Origin of the sequence: Ensifer sp. 22521 (assembly GCF_052044795.1) — a bacterium.
In the GTDB taxonomy this organism is placed as follows: Bacteria; Pseudomonadota; Alphaproteobacteria; order Rhizobiales; family Rhizobiaceae; genus Ensifer.
Window position 1 is genome coordinate 11,688 of the sequence record NZ_JBQENM010000006.1, and the last position, 19,398, is coordinate 31,085.

General features: G+C 61.6%; 20 protein-coding genes. 9 read left to right on the plus strand and 11 right to left on the minus strand.

Annotation, left to right across the window (positions count from 1 at the left end; translation table 11 throughout):
* Positions 1-177: 177 nt before the first annotated feature.
* Complete coding sequence (locus ACTJKE_RS09850) at positions 178-1,389, minus strand: N-acetylmuramoyl-L-alanine amidase (RefSeq protein ID WP_348272233.1); 1,212 nt, start codon at positions 1,387-1,389, stop codon at positions 178-180.
* 778 nt (positions 1,390-2,167) lie between these two features.
* On the opposite strand from ACTJKE_RS09850, the gene ACTJKE_RS09855 reads away from it, so the two are divergent.
* Entirely contained in the window at positions 2,168-4,969 is a 2,802-nt protein-coding gene (locus tag ACTJKE_RS09855; protein WP_057252262.1) for an Rne/Rng family ribonuclease, read from the plus strand.
* A gap of 169 nt (positions 4,970-5,138) precedes the next feature.
* Here ACTJKE_RS09855 and ACTJKE_RS09860 read toward each other — a convergent pair whose 3' ends face one another.
* Complete coding sequence (locus ACTJKE_RS09860) at positions 5,139-6,296, minus strand: pyridoxal phosphate-dependent aminotransferase (RefSeq protein WP_112995483.1); 1,158 nt, start codon at positions 6,294-6,296, stop codon at positions 5,139-5,141.
* A gap of 234 nt (positions 6,297-6,530) precedes the next feature.
* Here ACTJKE_RS09860 and ACTJKE_RS09865 point away from each other — a divergent pair, with 234 nt between their 5' ends.
* The 6 genes from ACTJKE_RS09865 to ACTJKE_RS09890 all read left to right on the plus strand — a co-directional run bounded on the left by ACTJKE_RS09865 (position 6,531) and on the right by ACTJKE_RS09890 (position 11,396).
* Positions 6,531-7,298, plus strand: a complete 768-nt coding sequence (locus ACTJKE_RS09865) for a DsbA family protein (RefSeq protein WP_057252264.1) — start codon at positions 6,531-6,533, stop codon at positions 7,296-7,298.
* A gap of 106 nt (positions 7,299-7,404) precedes the next feature.
* Positions 7,405-7,851, plus strand: a complete 447-nt coding sequence (gene aroQ / locus ACTJKE_RS09870; protein ID WP_057252265.1) for a type II 3-dehydroquinate dehydratase — start codon at positions 7,405-7,407, stop codon at positions 7,849-7,851.
* Positions 7,852-7,876: 25 nt separating this feature from the next.
* Positions 7,877-8,362 (plus strand): acetyl-CoA carboxylase biotin carboxyl carrier protein, encoded by a 486-nt coding sequence (gene accB / locus ACTJKE_RS09875; protein ID WP_057252266.1) that lies wholly within the window; start codon positions 7,877-7,879, stop codon positions 8,360-8,362.
* A gap of 12 nt (positions 8,363-8,374) precedes the next feature.
* Positions 8,375-9,718 (plus strand): acetyl-CoA carboxylase biotin carboxylase subunit, encoded by a 1,344-nt coding sequence (gene accC / locus ACTJKE_RS09880; protein ID WP_057252267.1) that lies wholly within the window; start codon positions 8,375-8,377, stop codon positions 9,716-9,718.
* A gap of 10 nt (positions 9,719-9,728) precedes the next feature.
* The gene (gene aat / locus ACTJKE_RS09885) at positions 9,729-10,343 is read left to right on the plus strand and encodes a leucyl/phenylalanyl-tRNA--protein transferase (RefSeq protein ID WP_057252268.1); all 615 of its coding nucleotides are present in this window, start codon (positions 9,729-9,731) and stop codon (positions 10,341-10,343) included.
* 123 nt (positions 10,344-10,466) lie between these two features.
* Complete coding sequence (locus tag ACTJKE_RS09890) at positions 10,467-11,396, plus strand: DUF2167 domain-containing protein (RefSeq protein WP_440636675.1); 930 nt, start codon at positions 10,467-10,469, stop codon at positions 11,394-11,396.
* Positions 11,397-11,464: 68 nt separating this feature from the next.
* On the opposite strand, the gene ACTJKE_RS09895 is transcribed toward ACTJKE_RS09890, so the two are convergent.
* The 5 genes from ACTJKE_RS09895 to gatB form a co-directional block, all read right to left on the minus strand.
* A complete protein-coding gene (locus tag ACTJKE_RS09895) occupies positions 11,465-11,917 on the minus strand; it encodes a DUF2155 domain-containing protein (RefSeq protein WP_057252269.1) in 453 nt (150 codons plus the stop codon).
* A 125-nt stretch (positions 11,918-12,042) separates the two neighbouring features.
* Positions 12,043-12,438: an NADH:ubiquinone oxidoreductase subunit NDUFA12 gene (locus tag ACTJKE_RS09900; RefSeq protein ID WP_057252270.1), complete on the minus strand. Its 396-nt coding sequence runs from the start codon at positions 12,436-12,438 to the stop codon at positions 12,043-12,045.
* A 108-nt stretch (positions 12,439-12,546) separates the two neighbouring features.
* Positions 12,547-13,017, minus strand: a complete 471-nt coding sequence (locus ACTJKE_RS09905) for a GNAT family N-acetyltransferase (protein WP_093232281.1) — start codon at positions 13,015-13,017, stop codon at positions 12,547-12,549.
* Between the two features lie 114 nt (positions 13,018-13,131).
* On the minus strand, positions 13,132-13,632 hold the full coding sequence (locus tag ACTJKE_RS09910; protein ID WP_057252271.1) for a GNAT family N-acetyltransferase: 501 nt from the start codon (positions 13,630-13,632) through the stop codon (positions 13,132-13,134).
* 3 nt (positions 13,633-13,635) lie between these two features.
* Positions 13,636-15,138, minus strand: coding sequence for an Asp-tRNA(Asn)/Glu-tRNA(Gln) amidotransferase subunit GatB (gene gatB / locus ACTJKE_RS09915; RefSeq protein WP_057252865.1), 1,503 nt, complete (start codon positions 15,136-15,138; stop codon positions 13,636-13,638).
* Positions 15,139-15,296: 158 nt separating this feature from the next.
* On the opposite strand from gatB, the gene ACTJKE_RS09920 reads away from it, so the two are divergent.
* Positions 15,297-15,605: a DUF1294 domain-containing protein gene (locus tag ACTJKE_RS09920; RefSeq protein ID WP_112995485.1), complete on the plus strand. Its 309-nt coding sequence runs from the start codon at positions 15,297-15,299 to the stop codon at positions 15,603-15,605.
* Between the two features lie 179 nt (positions 15,606-15,784).
* Positions 15,785-16,039, plus strand: coding sequence for a YjhX family toxin (locus ACTJKE_RS09925; protein WP_057252273.1), 255 nt, complete (start codon positions 15,785-15,787; stop codon positions 16,037-16,039).
* A gap of 241 nt (positions 16,040-16,280) precedes the next feature.
* Here ACTJKE_RS09925 and ACTJKE_RS09930 read toward each other — a convergent pair whose 3' ends face one another.
* The 4 genes from ACTJKE_RS09930 to ACTJKE_RS09945 form a co-directional block, all read right to left on the minus strand.
* Entirely contained in the window at positions 16,281-16,679 is a 399-nt protein-coding gene (locus tag ACTJKE_RS09930) for a GNAT family N-acetyltransferase (protein WP_425986854.1), read from the minus strand.
* 82 nt (positions 16,680-16,761) lie between these two features.
* Complete coding sequence (gene gatA / locus ACTJKE_RS09935) at positions 16,762-18,243, minus strand: Asp-tRNA(Asn)/Glu-tRNA(Gln) amidotransferase subunit GatA (RefSeq protein WP_057252275.1); 1,482 nt, start codon at positions 18,241-18,243, stop codon at positions 16,762-16,764.
* 51 nt (positions 18,244-18,294) lie between these two features.
* Positions 18,295-18,582: an Asp-tRNA(Asn)/Glu-tRNA(Gln) amidotransferase subunit GatC gene (gene gatC, locus ACTJKE_RS09940; RefSeq protein ID WP_057252276.1), complete on the minus strand. Its 288-nt coding sequence runs from the start codon at positions 18,580-18,582 to the stop codon at positions 18,295-18,297.
* 109 nt (positions 18,583-18,691) lie between these two features.
* Complete coding sequence (locus ACTJKE_RS09945; protein ID WP_057252277.1) at positions 18,692-19,396, minus strand: metal-dependent hydrolase; 705 nt, start codon at positions 19,394-19,396, stop codon at positions 18,692-18,694.
* Between the last annotated feature and the right edge of the window lie 2 nt (positions 19,397-19,398).

Consider the following 19,398-nt stretch of genomic DNA (forward strand, 5'->3'; position numbering starts at 1 on the left):
GAGGAACCCCGGGCTTCAACTCGTTTCTCAACAAATCCGGGCGCAATTCCGGTTAGGTTCCCGGAATGTGCGTAAAATAGGGCTGTTTCCGATTATCGCGTGCGCATCCAGTTGAAAAGCATAACGCTGTTACCAAGGCGACACAAATCACTTCGTTCCTGGGCATGCCTTCAAACGTCAGCCGCCGCTGGCAACCGCCTGCTCGCGATAACGCCGAACCGCGACGGCAAGACGCTCCGAAACCTTCTTGCGCCATTCCGGATCCAGCAGCAATTTCTCATCCTCCTTGTTCGACAGGAAGCCCAGTTCCAGCAGGATCGACGGCACGTCGGGTGCCTGCAACACGCGGAACCCGGCGAAGCGGTGCGGGTTGTTGATGAGATTGATCTGGCCCTCGAAGGAAGAAACCACCGCGCGCGCCATGTTGACGGAAAAGGCCTGCGTCTCGCGGCGGGTCAAATCGATCAGGATATCGGCGACCTCCGCGGGCTCGCTCTGAAGCGGTACGCCGGCGATTTCGTCCGAAAGGTTTTCGCGAGCGGCAAGGCTTGCGGCCAGATGGTCCGACGCCTTGTCAGAGATAGTATAGACCGTAGCGCCGCGGATGTCCTTCTGGCGGAGCGCATCGGCATGGAGCGAGATGAAAAGATTGGCGCCCTTGTTCCGGGCAATCTGCACGCGCTGCGGCAGCGAGAGAAAAACATCCTTGTCGCGGGTGAGAAAAGCCTCGATCCCGGCACCCTTGTTCAGGGCCTCGACGAGATCCTTGGCAAAGGCCAGCGTGACGTGTTTCTCTTCCGTCTTCGTCTCGGCGGCAAGCGCACCGGTGTCGATGCCGCCGTGGCCGGCATCGATCGCGATGATGAAGGGACCGCCGTCCTTGGTGGGCGCAACGGCCACAGGTCTGTCGGTTTTCGTCGCAGCGACGGAACCGGTCCATTGCTGTTCGCCGAGAAGCGCATCGAAGCGCGTCTGGTCGACCCGTTCGGCGTCGATAACCAGGCGGTAGCCCTTGCCCCCCTCCTCCGCGATCACCTCCGCATGGGTTACCGCAACAGGCCCCTTCGCGGAAAGAACGATACGGGAATTGCCCGCGCCCATGCCGCCGTAGCGGATCGCGTCGAACAGGCCGCGCGGTTGGAGGCTGTCCGCCTTCAGGCCGAAGGCTGTTTCCGGCAGGTCGACGACAACGCGAACGGGGTCGGCCACGTAATGAACGGAAAAATCCGGCTTGCGGTCGAACTCGACGACGACCCGGGTGCGCGCGTCGTCGCCGGCGATCCGCGCGCCAAAGGCGAGCAACGGGCCCGGCTCGGCAGCACGAGCGGCCGGCACGCTCAGGAGGAGACCGCCGACGAGCACCGAAGCACCGAACAAACGCCAACCCATCCGCGACATCAACGACAACAGCGAACCGCGCATACAAACCGCCAAAGGCTTCACCTTGGGCTCCCCGCCACTTTCTCAAAACCAGACGGCGGCCGATGCGGCCACCAAACGCATACCTTGATCAATGAACCCTTATGGTTAATCAAAGCTTGACAAAGGCCATCTTCCACCTCGCACCGGCGCCATCGATTCATCATTTGCCGGCCTACTCCACGTGGACAAGCGAATCGATCATTATTGTGGCGGCACGGGCTTTTCCCTTGCCAATGTGACATAGAAAACATAAAAGCGTCACAAGGAGAAAGTGTTGACGGGATAGAACAGTCGACCGGGCAGCCGGAGCTTCTCCAAAGCTTGGCGCCAGGGAGTGGTCGAACCGGATCAACCGGTTAAACGCATCGCACTTCCGCGGTCGCAAGGTGTTCATCCGCCGTCGCTGCATTTCCTCCTCGTACACTGGATCGCAAATTTCCGGCGGTGGCCGGAGTTCTTGATGGTGATTTTTCACCAACGCCCGCAAGCGGGCGAATTCATTGGGTCTTCATGAGACCTTGGACATTGGCATTCTTGTTTGGTCATTGATGTTGACTCAGCAGTATCGGTCAGAAGTAGAGCGGCCCCGGGACACAGGTGTTCCGGCTGTCGTCTGGCTGCTGCACCATCGCCTGCACCAAACAGGAACTTTCATATCCGGCGCACCTTCCGACGTGTTTGGCAGTCTTCCCAAGGAAGCAGGTCTGTCTCCCGTTCCGCTGGTGCGCCGAGGAGCACAGCTTAGATGGCAGAGAAAATGCTTATCGATGCGTCTCACTCCGAGGAGACGCGCGTCGTTGTCGTACGCGGAAACCGCATAGAAGAGTTCGACTTCGAGTCGGAACATAAGAAGCAAATCCGCGGCAATATCTATCTGGCGAAGGTCACCAGAGTGGAGCCTTCGCTGCAGGCCGCCTTCGTCGACTACGGCGGTAACCGCCACGGATTTCTGGCCTTTGCCGAAATTCACCCCGACTACTACCAGATTCCGCTTGCCGACCGTCAGGCACTGCTGAAGGCCGAAGCCGAAGAAGCGCGACGCGACGACGACATCGAACATGTCGAAACCGCCCCGGCGCCGGCGAGCGAACTTTCCGTTCCCGTCGACCTCGAGGTCGTAGCGGAGACCGAAGTCGAGGCGCAGCCGGCAGAAGCCGTCACCGCCGAACCGGTGGTCGAAGAGGAAGTGCCGGTCGAAAAGCCCAAGGCAAAGCCGAAGCGCACCCGCAAAACCAAGGCCAAGGCTGCGGAAGAAGCGGCTGCCGCTTCCGTCGATGGCGACGAAAGCAACGGCGGCGAAATGGCCGCGATGGTCGATACCGACGCGATCTCCGAAGACGTCGACAGCCGTCGTCGCCATGACGACGACGATGATGATGACGACAGCCACGATGGCGAAAAGGAAATCATCGAATCCGTCGGCGCCGAAGATGCCATGGAAGAGGTTCCGGATCGCCAGGTCCGCAAGCCGCGCAAGCAGTACCGCATCCAGGAAGTCATCAAGCGGCGCCAGATCCTGCTCGTCCAGGTTGCCAAGGAAGAGCGCGGCAATAAGGGCGCGGCGCTGACGACCTACCTGTCGCTGGCCGGCCGCTACTCTGTCCTGATGCCGAACACGGCACGCGGCGGCGGCATCTCCCGCAAGATCACCAACCTGCAGGACCGCAAGCGCCTGAAGGAAATCGCGCGCGGCCTCGAAGTGCCGCAGGGCATGGGCGTCATCCTGCGCACCGCGGGTGCGAACCGAACCAAGGTCGAGATCAAGCGCGACTTCGAATACCTGATGCGCCTGTGGGAAAACGTCCGCACGCTGACGCTGAACTCCACGGCCCCCTGCCTCGTCTATGAGGAAGGCAGCCTGATCAAGCGCTCGATCCGCGATCTCTACAACAAGGATATCGGCGAGATCATCGTTTCCGGCGAGGAAGGTTACAAGGAAGCCAAGGGCTTCATGAAGATGCTGATGCCGAGCCACGCCAAGGTGGTTCAGCCCTATCGCGACGTACATCCGATCTTCTCGCGCTCCGGTATCGAAGCGCAGCTCGACCGCATGCTGCAGCCGCAGGTGACATTGAAGTCCGGTGGCTACATCATCATCAATCAGACCGAAGCGCTGGTTTCGATCGACGTCAACTCCGGTCGTTCGACGCGCGAGCACTCGATCGAAGACACGGCGCTGCAGACGAACCTGGAGGCTGCCGAAGAAGTGGCGCGCCAGCTGCGCCTGCGCGACCTTGCCGGCCTCGTCGTCATCGACTTCATCGACATGGAAGAAAAGCGCAACAACCGCGCCGTCGAGAAGAAGCTGAAGGACTGCCTGAAGAACGATCGCGCCCGCATCCAGGTCGGCCGCATCTCGCATTTCGGCCTGCTCGAAATGTCGCGTCAGCGCATTCGCGCCTCGGTGCTCGAATCGACGATGCAGACCTGCCCGCACTGCAACGGCACGGGCCACGTTCGCTCGCAGTCCTCCGTCGCCCTGCACGTGCTGCGCGGCGTCGAAGAACATCTGCTCAAGAACACCACGCACGACATCACCGTGCGCACCATCCCGGATATCGCGCTCTATCTGCTGAACCAGAAGCGCGGCACGATCATGGATTACGAGGCCCGCTTCGGCGTTTCGATCATCATCGAGGCGGACGCTCATGTCGGCGCACAGCACTTCGCAATCGATCGCGGCGAACCGGTCGAAAACCCGGTCAAGATCGAGCAGCTCCTGCACTTCCAGCCGGAGCCGGAAGAAGATGACGTCGTGATCGAAGAGGATCTCGACGAAGAAGAAGCCGAAGAAGTCGTCAGCGAGCCGCGCCAGGAGCAGCCGAAGGCTGCCCAGTCCTCCGACGACCAGAGTGGACGCAAGCGCAAGCGCCGTCGCCGCCGTCGCGGCAAGGGTGGCCAGCAGGCCGAAGGTGCCGTCGGCCAGGCGTCCGAAGCGGCAGGCGATGTCGATGACGACGCCGACGAAGGTGATGCGGACGACGAGGGCGTCGATGCCGAGGCCACAACCGCTGACGGCGAGCAGAAGCGCAAGCGCCGCCGCCGCGGCAAGCGCGGTGGCCGCCGCAATCGTCCGGAGGGCGAAGGTGAAGGCGAAGGCCAGATCGAGGCCGATGCCGAAGGTGATGACGCCGACGAGCCGGAAGCCGTTGACACGCCGGCCGTCGCCGCAGAGATCGAAGTAGCCGTCGCCGTCGAGGAAACCGCGGCAGTCGTCGCGGAAGCCGAGGCCGTCGAGGCCAAGCCGGCCAAGCCGAAGCGGACCCGCAAGAAGGCTGTAAAAGCCGAAGAACCGGTCGCAACCGTCGATGAAGTCGCTCAGGCGGTTATCGAAGACCAGCCGGCAGGCGTCGATGTCGCCGCCGAGGCGGTGGAAGAGGCTGCGGCCGACCTCGCGGAAACCAAGCCGGCGCGCGCGAACCGCGACCTTTCGAAGATCGCCTCGGAGCCTGTCGTGACCTCGAGCTCTCCGAAGGCCGAAGGCGAAGAAGAAGACCCGACCAAGCCCAAGAAGGGCGGCTGGTGGCAGCGCCGCGGCTTCTTCTAAGAAGTCGCCTCTGGTCCCGGCTCGAAGCCGAACCGGGATCCTGACGCCGAAGCGTTGGACGCGAAAGAGCACAAATAAAAAGGCCCGGATCGCTCCGGGCCTTTTCTTTTACGGGTGATGGCCACAGCAGACGGGGCGTCTTCGCTCCCCTGCCCGTCCAGTCGGGCAATCAGGCAAGCCAGCGCGCGATCCGGTCCATTGCCTCGACCATGTCAGCCTCCGCGCCGGCATAGGAAAAGCGCATCGTGCGATGCCCTTCCAACGGATCGAAGTCGAAACCCGGCGTTGCCGCGACATTGATCTCGGCGAGCATCCGCCGGGCAAAGGCCATGCTGTCATTGGTAAAGCGGCTGACATCCGCATAGGCATAGAAGGCACCGTCCATCGGCGAGGCGATCGAGAAGCCGATCTCCGGCAGGCGCTTCAGCAGCATGTCCCGATTGACGGCATAGGCGGCCTTGTAGCGGTCGAGTTCCTCATGCGCGTCAAGCGCCGCTTCAGCGGCGATCTGCGACAGTTCCGGCGGCGAAATGTAAAGGCTCTGGGCGATGCGCTCGAAGCCCCGCACCTTATCGGCGGGCAACACCATCCAACCGATGCGCCAGCCGGTCATGCAGTAATATTTCGAGAAGGAGTTGATGACGATCACTTCGTCGGTAACCTCCAGCGCGCTCGCCTCTTCGCCGGCAAAAGTCAGCCCGTGATAGATCTCGTCGGAGATGAACGCGATCTTTTCCGCGCGGCAATAGTCGGCCAGCGCCTTGAGGCCGGCCCTCCCCGTCACGGTGCCGGTCGGGTTCGCCGGGCTTGCCAGCAACACACCCTTCAGCGGTCGGCCGACCTTTGCAGCGGCCCGCTTCAGGCTTTCCGGCGTCAGTGTGAAGCCGGTCTCGGCATTCGCCTCGACCTCGACCACCGTCAGCCCGAGAGCGGCGAGGATGTTGCGGTAGGCCGGATAGCCGGGCCGCGCGATGGCGACGCAGTCGCCAGGATCAAACAGCGCAAGGAAGGCGAGATTGAAGCCGGCGGACGATCCCGTGGTGACGGCCACCCGCTGCGGATCGAGCGCGATACCGTGGCGCTTCTCGTAGTGGCGGGCGATCGCGGTTCGCAGCGATAGCGTGCCGAGTGCGTCGGTATAGCCAAGGCGCCCATGTTGGAGTGCGTTGCGCGCAGCTTCGAGAGCGGCCTGCGGCGCCGGGTGGGCAGGCTGCCCGACTGCCATCGAGATCACCGGGTGGCCGGCATCACGGCGGCGGGTCGCCTCCGCCAGCACATCCATCGCGTGAAAAGGTTCGACGGCGCTGCGTTTTGACAAGTCTACCAACGGAAAATCCTCGATAAGCGGCTGTTATCCAGCCCCTTTGCCCGATGAAATTGACCTTCACAAGTCCGCGAGTGCCGTATTTCTGCCGATTTTGCCGTTTCGTTTCCGCGGCACCCACCCTATGCTGCCAGCATATTGCGGATACGAGGATTCCTGTTGTCTTTCAGAACTGCCGGTTGACGTGACGACGGGGGATGAACGACACACAGGACACGCAAGGACAACGAGGTAGAAATGAATTTCAGCACCAAGATGATTGCCGCCGGGACGCTCGCAGCGCTCGTGGCCGGGGTCAGCCTGCCGCAAAGCGCGTTTGCGCTCGACGCGAAGCAGAAGGAAGAGATCGGCGCGTTCATCAAGGAGTACCTGATCGCCAATCCGGAGATCATGCTTGAAGTCCAGGAGGCGCTGACGACGAAACAGCGCGCCAAACAGCAGGAAGCGGCTGAGAGCGCGATCACCGAGAACAAGAAGGCGATCTTCAACTCCGACTATGACATGGTCCTTGGCAATCCCAAGGGCGACGTCACCATCGTCGAGTTCTATGACTACAATTGCGGCTATTGCAAACGCGCCCTCTCCGACATGGATGACATCCTCGCCAAGGATAAGAACGTCCGTTTCGTGCTGAAGGAACTGCCGATCCTCGGTCCGGATTCGCTTGCCGCCCATAAGGTGAGCGCCGCGTTCCGCCTGGTCGCTCCGGAAAAGTACGGCGACTTCCATCGTGCGCTGCTCGGCGGCGAAGATCGTGCCACGGAAGAGACCGCAATTGCGGTTGCCGCAAAGCTTGGCGTCTCGGAGAAGGACCTGCGCGCCAAGATGGAAAAGGAGCCGCATGATGCGGCCGTGCGCGAGGCCTATGGGCTTGCCAACGACCTCGGCATCACCGGCACACCGTCCTATGTCATCGGTAACGAAGCGGTCTTTGGTGCCGTCGGCGCCGAAGAGATCGAGGGCAAGGTCTCCAATATGCGCGAATGCGGCAAGACGGCCTGCTGACAAACCTTCCCATGACTGTGGACAAATCCCGCGGGGGCCCAAAGGGCTTTTCCTCGCGGGACCATCAGTCTATAGGTAACCCTCCATCACCGGACCGGAATCCCTTATGCCATCGACCATTTTCGTGCTGAACGGCCCCAACCTGAATGCGCTGGGCAAGCGCGAACCGGGTATTTATGGCGGCCAGACGCTCGCCGATATCGAGGCCATGTGCAAGGCGGAGGGCAAGACGCTCGGTTTCGAGGTCGATTTCCGCCAATCGAACCATGAGGGCACGCTGGTCGACTGGCTGCATGAAGCCGGCAACGTCGCCGCCGGCGTGGCGATCAATCCGGCGGCATACGGCCATACGTCGATCGCACTTCACGACGCCATCCGCGCCATCGGCATTCCAGTCGTCGAACTCCACCTCTCGAACATCCATGCGCGCGAGGAATTCCGTCACAAGTCGATGATCGCGCCGGCTGTCAAAGGCGTCATCTGCGGCTTCGGTGCCCAGAGTTACATTCTTGCGCTGCATGCGCTAAAGAACCTGACACATCCGTCGAAATAAAAAGAACACAAGAGGCTCATATTCCATGGCTGACAAGAAACCAGGTATCGACCAGGCGCTGATCCGCGATCTCGCCAACATTCTCAAGGACACCGATCTGACCGAGATCGAAGTCGAGCAGGACGACTTGCGCATTCGCGTCTCGCGCAACGGCACGCCGGTTGCAATGCCGATGGCCATGCCGCAGATGCCGGCCTACCAGTTCCCTGCCGCAGCCGCAGCGGTTGCCCCTGCAAACGCTGTCGCCGCTCCCGCCGCCGAGAGCGCCCGCGCATCGAAGAACGCCGTGACCGCACCGATGGTCGGCACCGCCTATCTGTCTCCGGCACCGGGCGCCCGCCCCTTCGTTGAAGTCGGCGCCACCGTCAAGGAAGGCCAGACGATCCTGATCATCGAAGCCATGAAGACGATGAACCAGATCCCGGCTCCGCGCTCGGGCAAGGTCACCGAGATCTTCGTCCAGGACGCAGCCCCCGTCGAATATGGCGAACCGCTGATCGTAATCGAATAAGGCGGCGTGGCGATGATCTCGAAAATTCTCATTGCCAATCGCGGCGAAATCGCCCTTCGCGTGCTCAGAGCCTGCAAGGAGCTCGGCATTGCTACGGTTGCCGTTCATTCCACGGCCGACGCTGACGCCATGCATGTGCGCCTCGCCGACGAGAGCGTCTGCATCGGCCCGCCGCCTTCGCGCGATAGCTATCTGAACATTCACCAGATCGTCGCTGCCTGCGAAATCACCGGCGCCGATGCCGTGCACCCGGGCTACGGCTTCCTGTCGGAAAACGCCAAGTTCGCCGAAATCCTGGAAGCGCACGACATCACCTTCATCGGCCCGACGGCGGAGCACATCCGCATCATGGGCGACAAGATCACCGCCAAGAAGACGGCGCAGGAGCTTGGCATCCCGGTCGTTCCGGGTTCCGATGGCGAAGTGAAGCCGGAAAACGCGCTTGAAGTCGCCCGCAAGATCGGCTTCCCGGTGCTGATCAAGGCAACAGCCGGCGGCGGTGGCCGCGGCATGAAGGTCGCTCGCTCCGAGGCTGACCTCGAAGAAGCCGTCTCGACTGCCCGCGCCGAGGCGCTTGCTGCCTTCGGCAACGACGCCGTCTACATGGAAAAGTACCTCGGCAAGCCGCGCCACATCGAGATCCAGATCGTTGGCGATGGTGCCGGCAACGCGGTGCACCTCGGCGAACGCGATTGCTCGCTGCAGCGTCGTCACCAGAAGGTTTGGGAAGAAGCAAACTCCCCAGCCCTCAACGTCGACCAGCGCATGAAGATCGGCCAGGTCTGCGCCGACGCGATGAAGAAGCTGAAGTACCGCGGCGCCGGCACGATCGAATTCCTCTACGAAAACGGCGAGTTCTATTTCATCGAAATGAACACCCGTCTTCAGGTCGAGCATCCGATCACCGAAGCGATCACCGGCATCGACCTCGTGCACGAGCAGATCCGCGTCGCCTCCGGCGGCGGCCTCTCGGTCAAGCAGGAAGACATCGTGTTCTCCGGACACGCCATCGAGTGCCGCATCAACGCCGAGGACCCGCGCACCTTCGTCCCCTCCCCGGGCACGATCACGCATTTCCATGCTCCGGGCGGTCTTGGCGTACGTGTCGATTCGGGCGCCTATCAGGGCTACCGCATCCCGCCGTACTACGACAGCCTGATCGGCAAGCTGATCGTGCACGGGCGTACCCGCGTCGAATGTATGATGCGTCTGCGCCGTGTGCTTGATGAATTTGTCATCGATGGCATCAAGACCACGCTTCCGTTGTTCCAGGACCTGATCAATAATCAGGATATTGCCAACGGCGACTACGATATCCATTGGCTGGAAAAGCATCTGGCCGCCACGTCCGAGTAAGGACCGTACATTGAAAGGGACGCGCAGCAAGCAGCCCGACATTACACCGGACATGCTGCTGCGCGCCTATTCGATCGGCCTGTTCCCTATGGCCGATTCGGCCGATGACCCCGAGCTTTTCTGGGTCGAGCCCGAAATTCGCGGCGTTATCCCGCTCACGGACTTTCACGTCTCCCGCAGCCTCGCCAAGACGATCCGCCGAAAACCCTTCGACATCCGCTTCAACACCGCCTTCGAAGCAGTGATGGAAGGCTGCGCCGCCCCGGCCCCTGACCGCCCGACGACCTGGATCAACAACAAGATCCGCACCCTCTACGCAACGCTGCACACGATGGGTTACGCCCACAGCGTCGAGGCCTGGGAGGACGACCTGTTGGTCGGCGGCCTCTACGGTGTCTCGCTCGGCTCGGCATTTTTCGGCGAAAGCATGTTTTCAAGGCGCACCGACGCCTCAAAGATCTGCCTTGTGCATCTGGTGCAGCGCCTGCGTGCCCGAGGCTTTGAGCTGCTGGACACCCAATTCACGACCGAGCATCTGAAATCTTTCGGTGCGGTCGATGTGCCGAAGGCCGAGTACGAGATCATGCTCGGCAACGCGATGAACTCGCCAGACCTTTCCTTCTAGAGCGTCTTCCCGCTTCCAGTGATTCCACTTGAGAGCGGGATACTCTTCGTTGGATATCTCCACCTGGAGATGTACTTCGCTCACATGTTCATCCACAGTTCAACCGTTTTCGAGGGCACATGGATGAACAAGTTTATATTGGCATTGTCGGTTTTCATGGCTTCCAGCGCGATTGCGGAAGCAAAGACATATCGCGAGATGTTCGGCAGCGAACCGAACCTGTCGCCTGAGTACTCGGCCATCGTCGGGTCGCTTGATTTCAAGCAGGGCAAGGTCTCGCTGCCCGCAGCCCAGGCGCAGCTCGATATTCCAGCGGAGTTCTATTTCCTGGATCCTGCCGACACAAAGAAGGTCCTTGTCGACCTGTGGGGCAATCCTCCGGGCTCTGCCGAGGGTCATCTCGGCATGGTGTTTCCCGCCAAGTATGCGCCTGACGCCGACAAAGCCTGGGGATCGGTCATCGATTACCTGAAGGACGGTTACGTCTCGGATGCGGATGCGCTGACCACCGATTTTACCGAACTGCTGGCACAGCTGAAGGAAGCGTCTGCCGAAAACAACATCGAGCGCGAGAAGCAGGGCTACGATCCGATCACGCTGGTCGGCTGGGCCTCCCCTCCCCATTACGATCTGGAAACGCACACGATGCATTGGGCACGCGACCTGATCTTCGGCAAGGATCCAAACGCGCCCCATACCCTGAACTATTCTGTTCGCATCCTCAGCCGCGAAGGCGTGCTGCAGATGAACTTCGTTTCGGGGCTGGAGCAGCTCGACGAAATCAAGTCGGGACTGCCGGGTGTTACGGGCATGGTGCAGTTCGACGCCGGGCAGGCCTACGCGGACTTCAAGGAGGGCGATGCTGTCGCGGCCTATGGAATGGCGGGCCTTATTGCAGCCGGCGCCGGCGCCAAGGTCGCCGCCAAGGCCGGCTTGCTTGCCGTCGCGCTGGCCTTTCTGAAAAAGGGCGGCGTGCTGGTCGTGATTGCAGGTGCTGCGGCTATGCGTTTCTTCAAGGGCCTGTTGGGCCGCAAGGAACCGCCAAGCGCATAGCGCCAAGGTGATGAGGTAGATCGATTACGGGTTAGGCTGCCGCTCTTATGTCCGGCAGCCTCAGCGAATTACTGCTTCGCCGCGGTATCCGGTGGCGGCAGATCGGACGTCGCCTTGCAGGACTGCAGCCAGACGTCATAGACCGGATGCTCCACAGCGTTCAGGCCCGGGCTATCGGCAAACATCCAGCCTGTAAAGATGCGGCGGATCTTGCGGTCGAGCGTGATCTCCTCGACCTCGACAAAGGTCGTGATCTTTTGCGCTTCGGTATCATCGCGGCTGTAGCAGACGCGCGGCGTCACCTGGAGGGCGCCGAACTGGACCGTCTCGCCAATATAGACGTCGAAGGTGGTGATGCGGCCGGTGATCTTGTCGATGCCGGAGAAGACAGCGACGGCATTGGAGAGGCGCGCCGCGTCAACGGCTCCCGCCGAGGCGATCAGCGGCAAACCGGCAAGCAGGGACAAGCCCAACCGCCGTGCTCCTTGGCCGATTGCTTTGCGCAGATCAGAACCTGCCATTGTCGCCTGTCTCCCGCGTGCCCTGTTCATCGTCGATGGATTTCAGGCGCTAACCATCAATTGTGGCCGCGCCGTGATCGAGGAACCTATTCCGCGGCCCGTCGTCGTCTCTGAGAACAGATTATTCAGGAGCCAGGCGTCCAGGCGTCGTAGTCGCCGGTCACGCGCGGACGCTTGCCGGTGGCTGCAATCGAGCCCTGCGGGCGGTAGGCGCTGGCCGTACCGGTCGGGTTCGCGCGATGCGGCTTCTGCCATTCGCGCGGCGTGTATTTCTCATCGGCCGGCGAGACGTCGGTTCGGTGATGCATCCAGCCGTGCCAGCCGGCCGGAATGGCGGAGGCTTCGGCATAGCCATTGTAGATCACCCAGCGGCGGGTGCGGCCTTCTGAGTCCTTGCCGCCCTGATAGTAGACATTGCCGAGTTCGTCTTGACCGACCCGTTGACCATGGCGCCAGGTGTGAAAGCGCGTTCCGATCGTCTGTTCGTTCCACCAGGTGAAAATCTGCAGCAGGAGCTTCATGGATGCCGTCCTTGACCGGCCGTTGGGAAGGCGGCCAGATACCAAAACTATGTTCCCGCTTATGCCCCGCCGCTCATGGCTTGTCCAGTGATTCCGAGGCAAAGGCCGTCATTTCAACGGCATGAGGAAGCCGAAGTGACTGCGCGTGAAGCCGAGCCGCTCGTAGAAACGGTGCGCGTCGGTGCGCACAGCATTGGACGTCAGCCGGACCTTCTTCGCTCCTCGGTCGCGAGCCTCGGCGATCGCGTGGCGCATCATGCGTTCGCCGATCCCACGGCCACGCATATCCTCGCGCGTCTGAACCGCTTCGACGATCAGGCTCGAGCTGCCGCGACCGGAAAGCGACGTATGCAGCGCCGTCTGAAAGGTACCGACGATCTCCCGGGCAAGAACCGCGACAAAGAGTGTCTGCAGCGACGAGGCTTCGATTTGTTCGAAGGCGGCGACGTAGTCTCCGAAGGCTTCCGGAGCGGTCGTATCGCCATGACCACCGAGCTGATCATCGGCAAAGAGTGCCACGATGGCGGACAGATCTTCGCGCTCGGCCTTGCGGATCAAGAGTTCGGCTATCGCGTCCATGGTTCCCTCGGCTCGCTTCGTTCATCGACGGCGGACCAAGCACTGCAGTGCAAAGGTTTCATGACAGAGCCGCCCCCGATGAAGTTATCCACAGGGAGCTGCCAGGACTTGCACTTAGCCGAGAAGCCGCTTTTCCAGGATGATCGCCGGCAGACCGGATTGCTCGTCACCATGGTTGGCCGTCTCACCGACCTCGGCGAAGCCATGCGTTCGATAGAAGGCAAGCGCGTGCAGGTTCTGCGGCTCGACTTCGACGCGCATGCGCTCGGCATCCGGGAAGCAGGTTTCGAGCTCGGCGAAGATGTCGCGGCCGATGCCCTGCCGCTGGAACTTCGGCAGCACATAGAGCTGATGCAGCACGGCAGTCTTGGCTTGCGTGTCGGACATGGCCGCAAAACCCATGCCGCCGATCTGGCGACCGTCATCTGCGACCAGGAACTCGGCGTTCTTGCGCGCGACCCGCGCTTTCAGCGCCGGCAGCGAATGCCAGCGCTCCGTCAGTTCGTTGACCTTCTCGACGCCGTAGAAGGTGTCGTAGGTCGCATGCCACGTCTCGACCAGCAGGGCGCGAACCTTTTCGAGATCACGCTCGCTGGCCGTCCGCACGAAGAACATCGCTTATTCCTCGATGCCGAGCTTGGCCTTCACGAGGGCCTGCACGGCCTGCGGGTTGGCCTTGCCGCCCGTCGCCTTCATCACCTGACCGACGAACCAGCCGGCAAGCGAGGGCTTGGCCTGGACCTTGGCGACCTGGTCCGGGTTGGCGGCGATGATCTCGTCCACTGCCTTTTCGATGGCGCCGGTGTCCGTCACCTGCTTCATGCCGCGGGCTTCGACGATCTCGGCCGGGTCGCCACCTTCGTTCCAGATGATCTCGAAGAGGTCCTTCGCGATCTTGCCCGAGATGGTCTCGGCCTTGATGAGATCGATGATGCCGCCGAGCTGAGCCGGGGAAACGGGAGTCTCTTCAATGGCTTTGCCGGCTTTGTTCAAGGCGCCGAGCAGGTCGTTGATGACCCAGTTCGCGGCGATCTTGCCATCGCGTCCTTCGGCTACAGCCTCGAAGTAGTCCGCGATCGACTTTTCGGAAACGAGCACCGAGGCATCGTAGACCGAAAGGCCGAGGTCTCGAACGAACCGGTCCTTCTTGTCGTCGGGCAATTCCGGCAGATCGGCCTTCAACGCTTCAACGAAAGCATCGTCGAACTCCAGCGGCAACAGGTCCGGGTCCGGGAAGTAACGGTAGTCGTGCGCGTCTTCCTTGGAGCGCATCGAACGGGTCTCGCCCTTGTTCGGATCGAACAGGCGGGTTTCCTGATCGATAGAGCCACCATCTTCGAGGATGCCGATCTGGCGGCGCGCCTCGTACTCGATTGCCTGGCCGATGAAGCGGATTGAGTTGACGTTCTTGATCTCGCAACGGGTGCCGAAGCCCTCGCCCGGACGGCGCACGGAAACGTTGACGTCGGCGCGCATGGAACCTTCGTCCATGTTGCCGTCGCAGGTGCCGAGGTAGCGCACGATCGAGCGCAGCTTCGTCATATAGGCTTTGGCCTCATCCGACGAACGCATGTCCGGCTTGGAGACGATCTCCATCAGCGCCACGCCCGAACGGTTGAGGTCGACATAGGACATGGACGGATGCTGGTCGTGCATCGACTTGCCGGCATCCTGCTCGAGATGCAGCCGCTCGATGCCGACCTCGACGTCCTCGAACTGGCCCTGGCGATCAGGGCCGATCGAAATCATGATCTTGCCCTCGCCGACGATCGGATCCTTGAACTGGGAGATCTGATAGCCCTGCGGCAGGTCCGGATAGAAATAGTTCTTGCGGTCGAAGATCGAGCGCTTGTTGATTGCGGCCTTGAGGCCGAGACCGGTGCGCACCGCCTGCTTCACGCATTCCTCGTTGATGACGGGCAGCATGCCGGGCATGGCGGCGTCGACCAGCGAAACGTTGGCATTCGGCGCATTGCCGAACTCCGTCGAGGCACCCGAGAACAGCTTCGAATTGGAAAGCACCTGGGCATGGACTTCCATGCCGATGATGACTTCCCAGTCGCCGGTGGCGCCGGGGATGAAGCGTTTCGGATCGGGGGTGCGGACGTCGACAATGCTCATATCATGCTCTTCTTTGAAGCCTGAATTCTTGGTTTCTCGGTAGAACAATTGGTCCGCCGGTGCAAGTTGTTCGGCAGCATGCGGCCGCATCTCCGGACAGCCGCGCGTTGGGAGCGCCGCTTAACCATCGTTTAGCACCCTTGCGCCAAGATTTGCCGATGTCCACCGCCACCGCACTCGCCTTGTACGCAGCCTACATCAACATCTTAAGCTTCGGGCTGTTCTGGTTTGACAAACGGGCGGCGCGCGCGGGCCGTTGGCGCATCAGCGAACAGACGCTGTTGACGATTGCTTTTCTCGGCGGAAGTCCGGGGGCGATGGCTGCCCGGCACATATTTCGCCACAAGACACGCAAGGAACCATTCAGAACCCGGCTGGCGCTCATCATCGTCTTTCAGGTGGCAGCCGCGGCGTTCGGCACCCTGGCGTTGCAGGGGCATCTTGACGCGCTCGCGAACGTCTTTTAGGAAAGCACCGTCTTTCTGGAGTTTTGATGTTCTCGTATTCGCCTGAGTCCCGGTAAGGGCCCGTCCCCGCAATCTTCCTTTGATTGCGCGCACGGGCCGGAAACGTCACCCCGCTTTCCCAGTGATTTGCGGAACGTTTTCCTGCGTTCTTCCGAACGCTTTTCCGGAACATTCAGACAATGGACATCTCGCGCGCAGAACAGCGCATTCTTCATCATTTGGCCCAGGGCGGCCGCATCGAAATCATCCGCGAAAGCAAGGCGATCACCGAGATCCGCTGCTTCACCCGTGACGGCTGGGTCTACCCCGGCTTCGACCTGGAGCTCTTCCGCAAACTGAAGCGCAAGAAGGCGATATCGTCTTCCGGCGGAAATCCCTATCGCATCACGGAACGCGGTTTGCAGCTCGTGCGCTCCGAATTCAACAACCGCTGAGCGGCTGAAACGGCGATAACGGACATCGAACGATGTCCGGTATCGCCGGCGCTTCACGCAAGGTGAAGCGACGAGAAGCCTCACCTTGCATCAATACCGGAAGCTGCGCATTTCCGGGTGGCAGCCGTGCACGGATATGCGCAGGGTCGGCGGTTCTAGTCTTGCTCGGTGAGGACTTTGCTCAGACCGATAAACTCGACATCACTGTCGAGTTGCGGGGCGTAGGCGGTGGAAAGCCAACTCACGCCGTAGCCGCGGTTGCGGAAAAGGTCACGGCTCGGTCGTTGCGCGCATGGGTCTTGGTGGTGGCGACATCGAACCCGTCCGCAACGATGCAACGCTCGATCTCGCCGAGGAGCAAAGCACCGAGCCCCCTGCCCTGGACTGCCGGCTCGATCCACAGGTCGGATATCGCGTTGTCGAAGTCCTCTCGCGCCGCCCAACCGCGAATGCCGCCTTCGGCTTCGATCAGCAAAACAGACAACCAGTGATCGGAAAGAAAACGGAAAAACGAGGCTTCTGCCACACGCCGCATTATCTCACCATCGGCAAGACCGGCAATGGCGGATTGCCAAGCGGCGAGACCGATCGCCGTCAGCCGGTCGACATCGCCGGCGCGGGCATGACGGATGGCGGGCATGACGCGGGCTCCTTCCGCGACAAGAGTGACTGATCGCCTTCAGAAACAGTGGCGGCGCCTGTCCGGCACCGCCATCAAAGCCTTACCACCACTTGGTGGGCGTGAAGCGACCGGCGGCCTGTTCGATGATATGCGCCGTCTTGAACAGCGTCTCTTCCTCAAACGGCTTGCCGATCAGTTGGAGGCCAAGCGGCAGACCCTTGTGGTCGAGGCCGCCGGGAACGGCAATGCCGGGAAGACCAGCCATGTTGACCGTTACCGTGAAGATGTCGTTCAGGTACATCTTGACCGGATCGGACGCCAGGTCCTCGTCGGCGATACCGAAGGCGGAGGACGGTGTAGCGGGCGTCAGGATGGCATCGACGCCGGCGTGGAAGGCCAGTTCGAAGTCGCGCTTGATCAGCGTACGGACCTTCTGCGCCTGCAGATAATAGGCGTCGTAATAACCGGCCGAAAGCACGTAGGTGCCGATCATGATGCGGCGCTTGACCTCCTGGCCGAAACCGGCGGCGCGGGTCTTCTCGTACATGTCGACGATGTCCTTGCCGTCGACGCGCAGGCCGTAGCGCACGCCGTCATAGCGGGCGAGGTTCGAGGAAGCCTCGGCCGGAGCGACGATGTAATAGGCCGGCAGCGCATACTTCGTGTGCGGCAGGGTGATGTCGACGATCTCGGCGCCGGCGTCCTTCAGCCAGGCGATGCCCTGCTGCCAGAGCGCCTCGATCTCTTCCGGCATGCCGTCGACGCGGTATTCCCGGGGAATGCCGATCTTCATGCCCTTGACCGACTTGCCGATGGAAGCTTCGTAATCCGGCACCGGCAGATCGACCGAGGTCGTATCCTTGGTGTCGACGCTTGCCATCGACTTCAAGAGGATCGCAGCATCGCGCACGTCACGGGCGATCGGGCCGGCCTGATCGAGCGACGAGGCGAAGGCGACGACGCCCCAGCGCGAGCAGCGGCCATAGGTCGGCTTGATGCCGACGGTGCCGGTAAAGGCGGCCGGCTGGCGGATGGAACCGCCGGTATCGGTCGCCGTGGCACCGGCGCAGAGATGCGCAGCGACGGCTGCAGCCGAACCGCCGGACGAGCCGCCCGGAACGAGGTCGAGATTGGAGCCCTTGGCGCGCCACGGGTTCTTCACGGCACCGTAGTAGGAGGTCTCGTTCGACGAGCCCATGGCGAATTCGTCCATGTTCAGCTTGCCGAGCATGACGGCGCCGTCGTTCCAGAGGTTCTGGGTCACGGTCGATTCGTAGCGCGGCGCGAAACCGTCGAGGATATGGCTGCAGGCCTGTGTGTGCACGCCTTCGGTGCCGAAGAGATCCTTGATGCCGAGCGGGATGCCTTCAAGCGCACCGGCCTTGCCGGCGGCGATACGCGCGTCCGAGGCTTTCGCCATCTCGCGCGCCTTGTCCGGCGTTACGGCGATGTAGGCATTGATCGCCTCATTGGCGGCATCGATCGCGCCGATGTAGGCATCCGTCAGTTCGACGGCGGTGATTTCCTTGGCGGCGAGTTTCGCGCGGGCTTCGGCAATCGTGAGGCTGATAAGGTCGGTCATGATGAAATCGGGCTTTCGCAATCGGGAACGTCGGGGCGGCAGGGGGTCTGGTTATTCGACCACCTTCGGAACGAGGAAGAAATTGCGATCGGAATTCGGTGCATTGGCAACGATATCGTCGGCCTTGTTGCCGTCCGACACGATGTCCGTCCGCTTCTTCATCTCCATCGGCGTGACCGAGGTCATCGGCTCGACGCCATCGACATTAACTTCGGAGAGCTGTTCGACAAAACCGAGGATGCCATTGAGCTCGCCCATCATCCGCTCGGCTTCCTCTTCGCTGACGGCGATACGGGCAAGGCGCGCAACGCGCTTCACGGTGGCAAGGTCTACGGACATGATCGTCTCCGGTAACTGGAACTTCCCCCGCTATAATGGCGCACGGCGAGCCACGCAACGGGGGAATTGCCGGAGTACCGGACCTCTCGTCAAAAGGCCCGGCGCAACATCAGACCTCGACGACGACGCCGACGTAAGGTGTCTCCACCTTGGTGGATGCACTTTCCATGCCGGCAACGAAGGTCGCGGGGGTCTGGTCGATGATCGGGAACGAGCCGTAATGGCAGGGGATCGCCGTCGAGAACTTGAAAAAGCGCTGGCAGGCGAGTGCCGCCACCGCGCCGCCCATGGTGAAACGGTCGCCGATCGGCACGATGCCGATTTCCGGCTGGTGCAATTCGTTGATCAGCGCCATGTCGGAAAAGATGTCCGTGTCACCCATGTGGTAGAGCGTCGGCTCGTCCTCGAAATGCAGCACCAGGCCATTGGCATTGCCGAGCGAATGGGAAACGCCGTCCTCGGTGAGCTGCGCCGAGGAATGGAGCGCGTTGACGAAGGTCGTTGAAAACGCGCCGAGGTTGATGGTGCCGCCGGTATTTCCCATTTCGAGCGCCTTGACGCCATGCCGCCCGAGCCAGGCGGCGAGATCGGCATTGGCGACCACGGTCGCACCGGTCTCCTTGGCGATCGCAATCGTATCGCCGACATGGTCGCCATGACCATGGGTCAGGAGGATGTGGGTGAGCCCGGCGGTCGCGTCCCTGCGATCCTCGTCCCGGAAGGCGGGATTGCCGGTGAAGAAGGGGTCGATGAGGATTTTGGACTTTGCCGTTTCGATGTGAAAGGCGGCATGACCGAGCCATTTGATCTTCATGA

What these genes read in the sequence shown, in the direction of transcription:
- ACTJKE_RS09905 (WP_093232281.1), bottom strand. Translation starts at nt 13,017, where the DNA reads ATGGACGCGATAGCCGAACTCTTGATCCGCAAGGCCGAGCGCGAAGAT.
- accC (WP_057252267.1), top strand. Translation starts at nt 8,375, where the DNA reads ATGATCTCGAAAATTCTCATTGCCAATCGCGGCGAAATCGCCCTTCGC.
- aroQ (WP_057252265.1), top strand. Translation starts at nt 7,405, where the DNA reads ATGCCATCGACCATTTTCGTGCTGAACGGCCCCAACCTGAATGCGCTG.
- ACTJKE_RS09895 (WP_057252269.1), bottom strand. Translation starts at nt 11,917, where the DNA reads ATGGCAGGTTCTGATCTGCGCAAAGCAATCGGCCAAGGAGCACGGCGG.
- gatB (WP_057252865.1), bottom strand. Translation starts at nt 15,138, where the DNA reads ATGAGCATTGTCGACGTCCGCACCCCCGATCCGAAACGCTTCATCCCC.
- ACTJKE_RS09910 (WP_057252271.1), bottom strand. Translation starts at nt 13,632, where the DNA reads ATGTTCTTCGTGCGGACGGCCAGCGAGCGTGATCTCGAAAAGGTTCGC.
- ACTJKE_RS09945 (WP_057252277.1), bottom strand. Translation starts at nt 19,396, where the DNA reads ATGAAGATCAAATGGCTCGGTCATGCCGCCTTTCACATCGAAACGGCA.
- ACTJKE_RS09850 (WP_348272233.1), bottom strand. Translation starts at nt 1,389, where the DNA reads ATGGGTTGGCGTTTGTTCGGTGCTTCGGTGCTCGTCGGCGGTCTCCTC.
- ACTJKE_RS09900 (WP_057252270.1), bottom strand. Translation starts at nt 12,438, where the DNA reads ATGAAGCTCCTGCTGCAGATTTTCACCTGGTGGAACGAACAGACGATC.
- ACTJKE_RS09855 (WP_057252262.1), top strand. Translation starts at nt 2,168, where the DNA reads ATGGCAGAGAAAATGCTTATCGATGCGTCTCACTCCGAGGAGACGCGC.
- ACTJKE_RS09890 (WP_440636675.1), top strand. Translation starts at nt 10,467, where the DNA reads ATGAACAAGTTTATATTGGCATTGTCGGTTTTCATGGCTTCCAGCGCG.
- ACTJKE_RS09920 (WP_112995485.1), top strand. Translation starts at nt 15,297, where the DNA reads ATGTCCACCGCCACCGCACTCGCCTTGTACGCAGCCTACATCAACATC.
- accB (WP_057252266.1), top strand. Translation starts at nt 7,877, where the DNA reads ATGGCTGACAAGAAACCAGGTATCGACCAGGCGCTGATCCGCGATCTC.
- gatA (WP_057252275.1), bottom strand. Translation starts at nt 18,243, where the DNA reads ATGACCGACCTTATCAGCCTCACGATTGCCGAAGCCCGCGCGAAACTC.
- gatC (WP_057252276.1), bottom strand. Translation starts at nt 18,582, where the DNA reads ATGTCCGTAGACCTTGCCACCGTGAAGCGCGTTGCGCGCCTTGCCCGT.
- ACTJKE_RS09925 (WP_057252273.1), top strand. Translation starts at nt 15,785, where the DNA reads ATGGACATCTCGCGCGCAGAACAGCGCATTCTTCATCATTTGGCCCAG.
- ACTJKE_RS09930 (WP_425986854.1), bottom strand. Translation starts at nt 16,679, where the DNA reads ATGCCCGCCATCCGTCATGCCCGCGCCGGCGATGTCGACCGGCTGACG.
- ACTJKE_RS09865 (WP_057252264.1), top strand. Translation starts at nt 6,531, where the DNA reads ATGAATTTCAGCACCAAGATGATTGCCGCCGGGACGCTCGCAGCGCTC.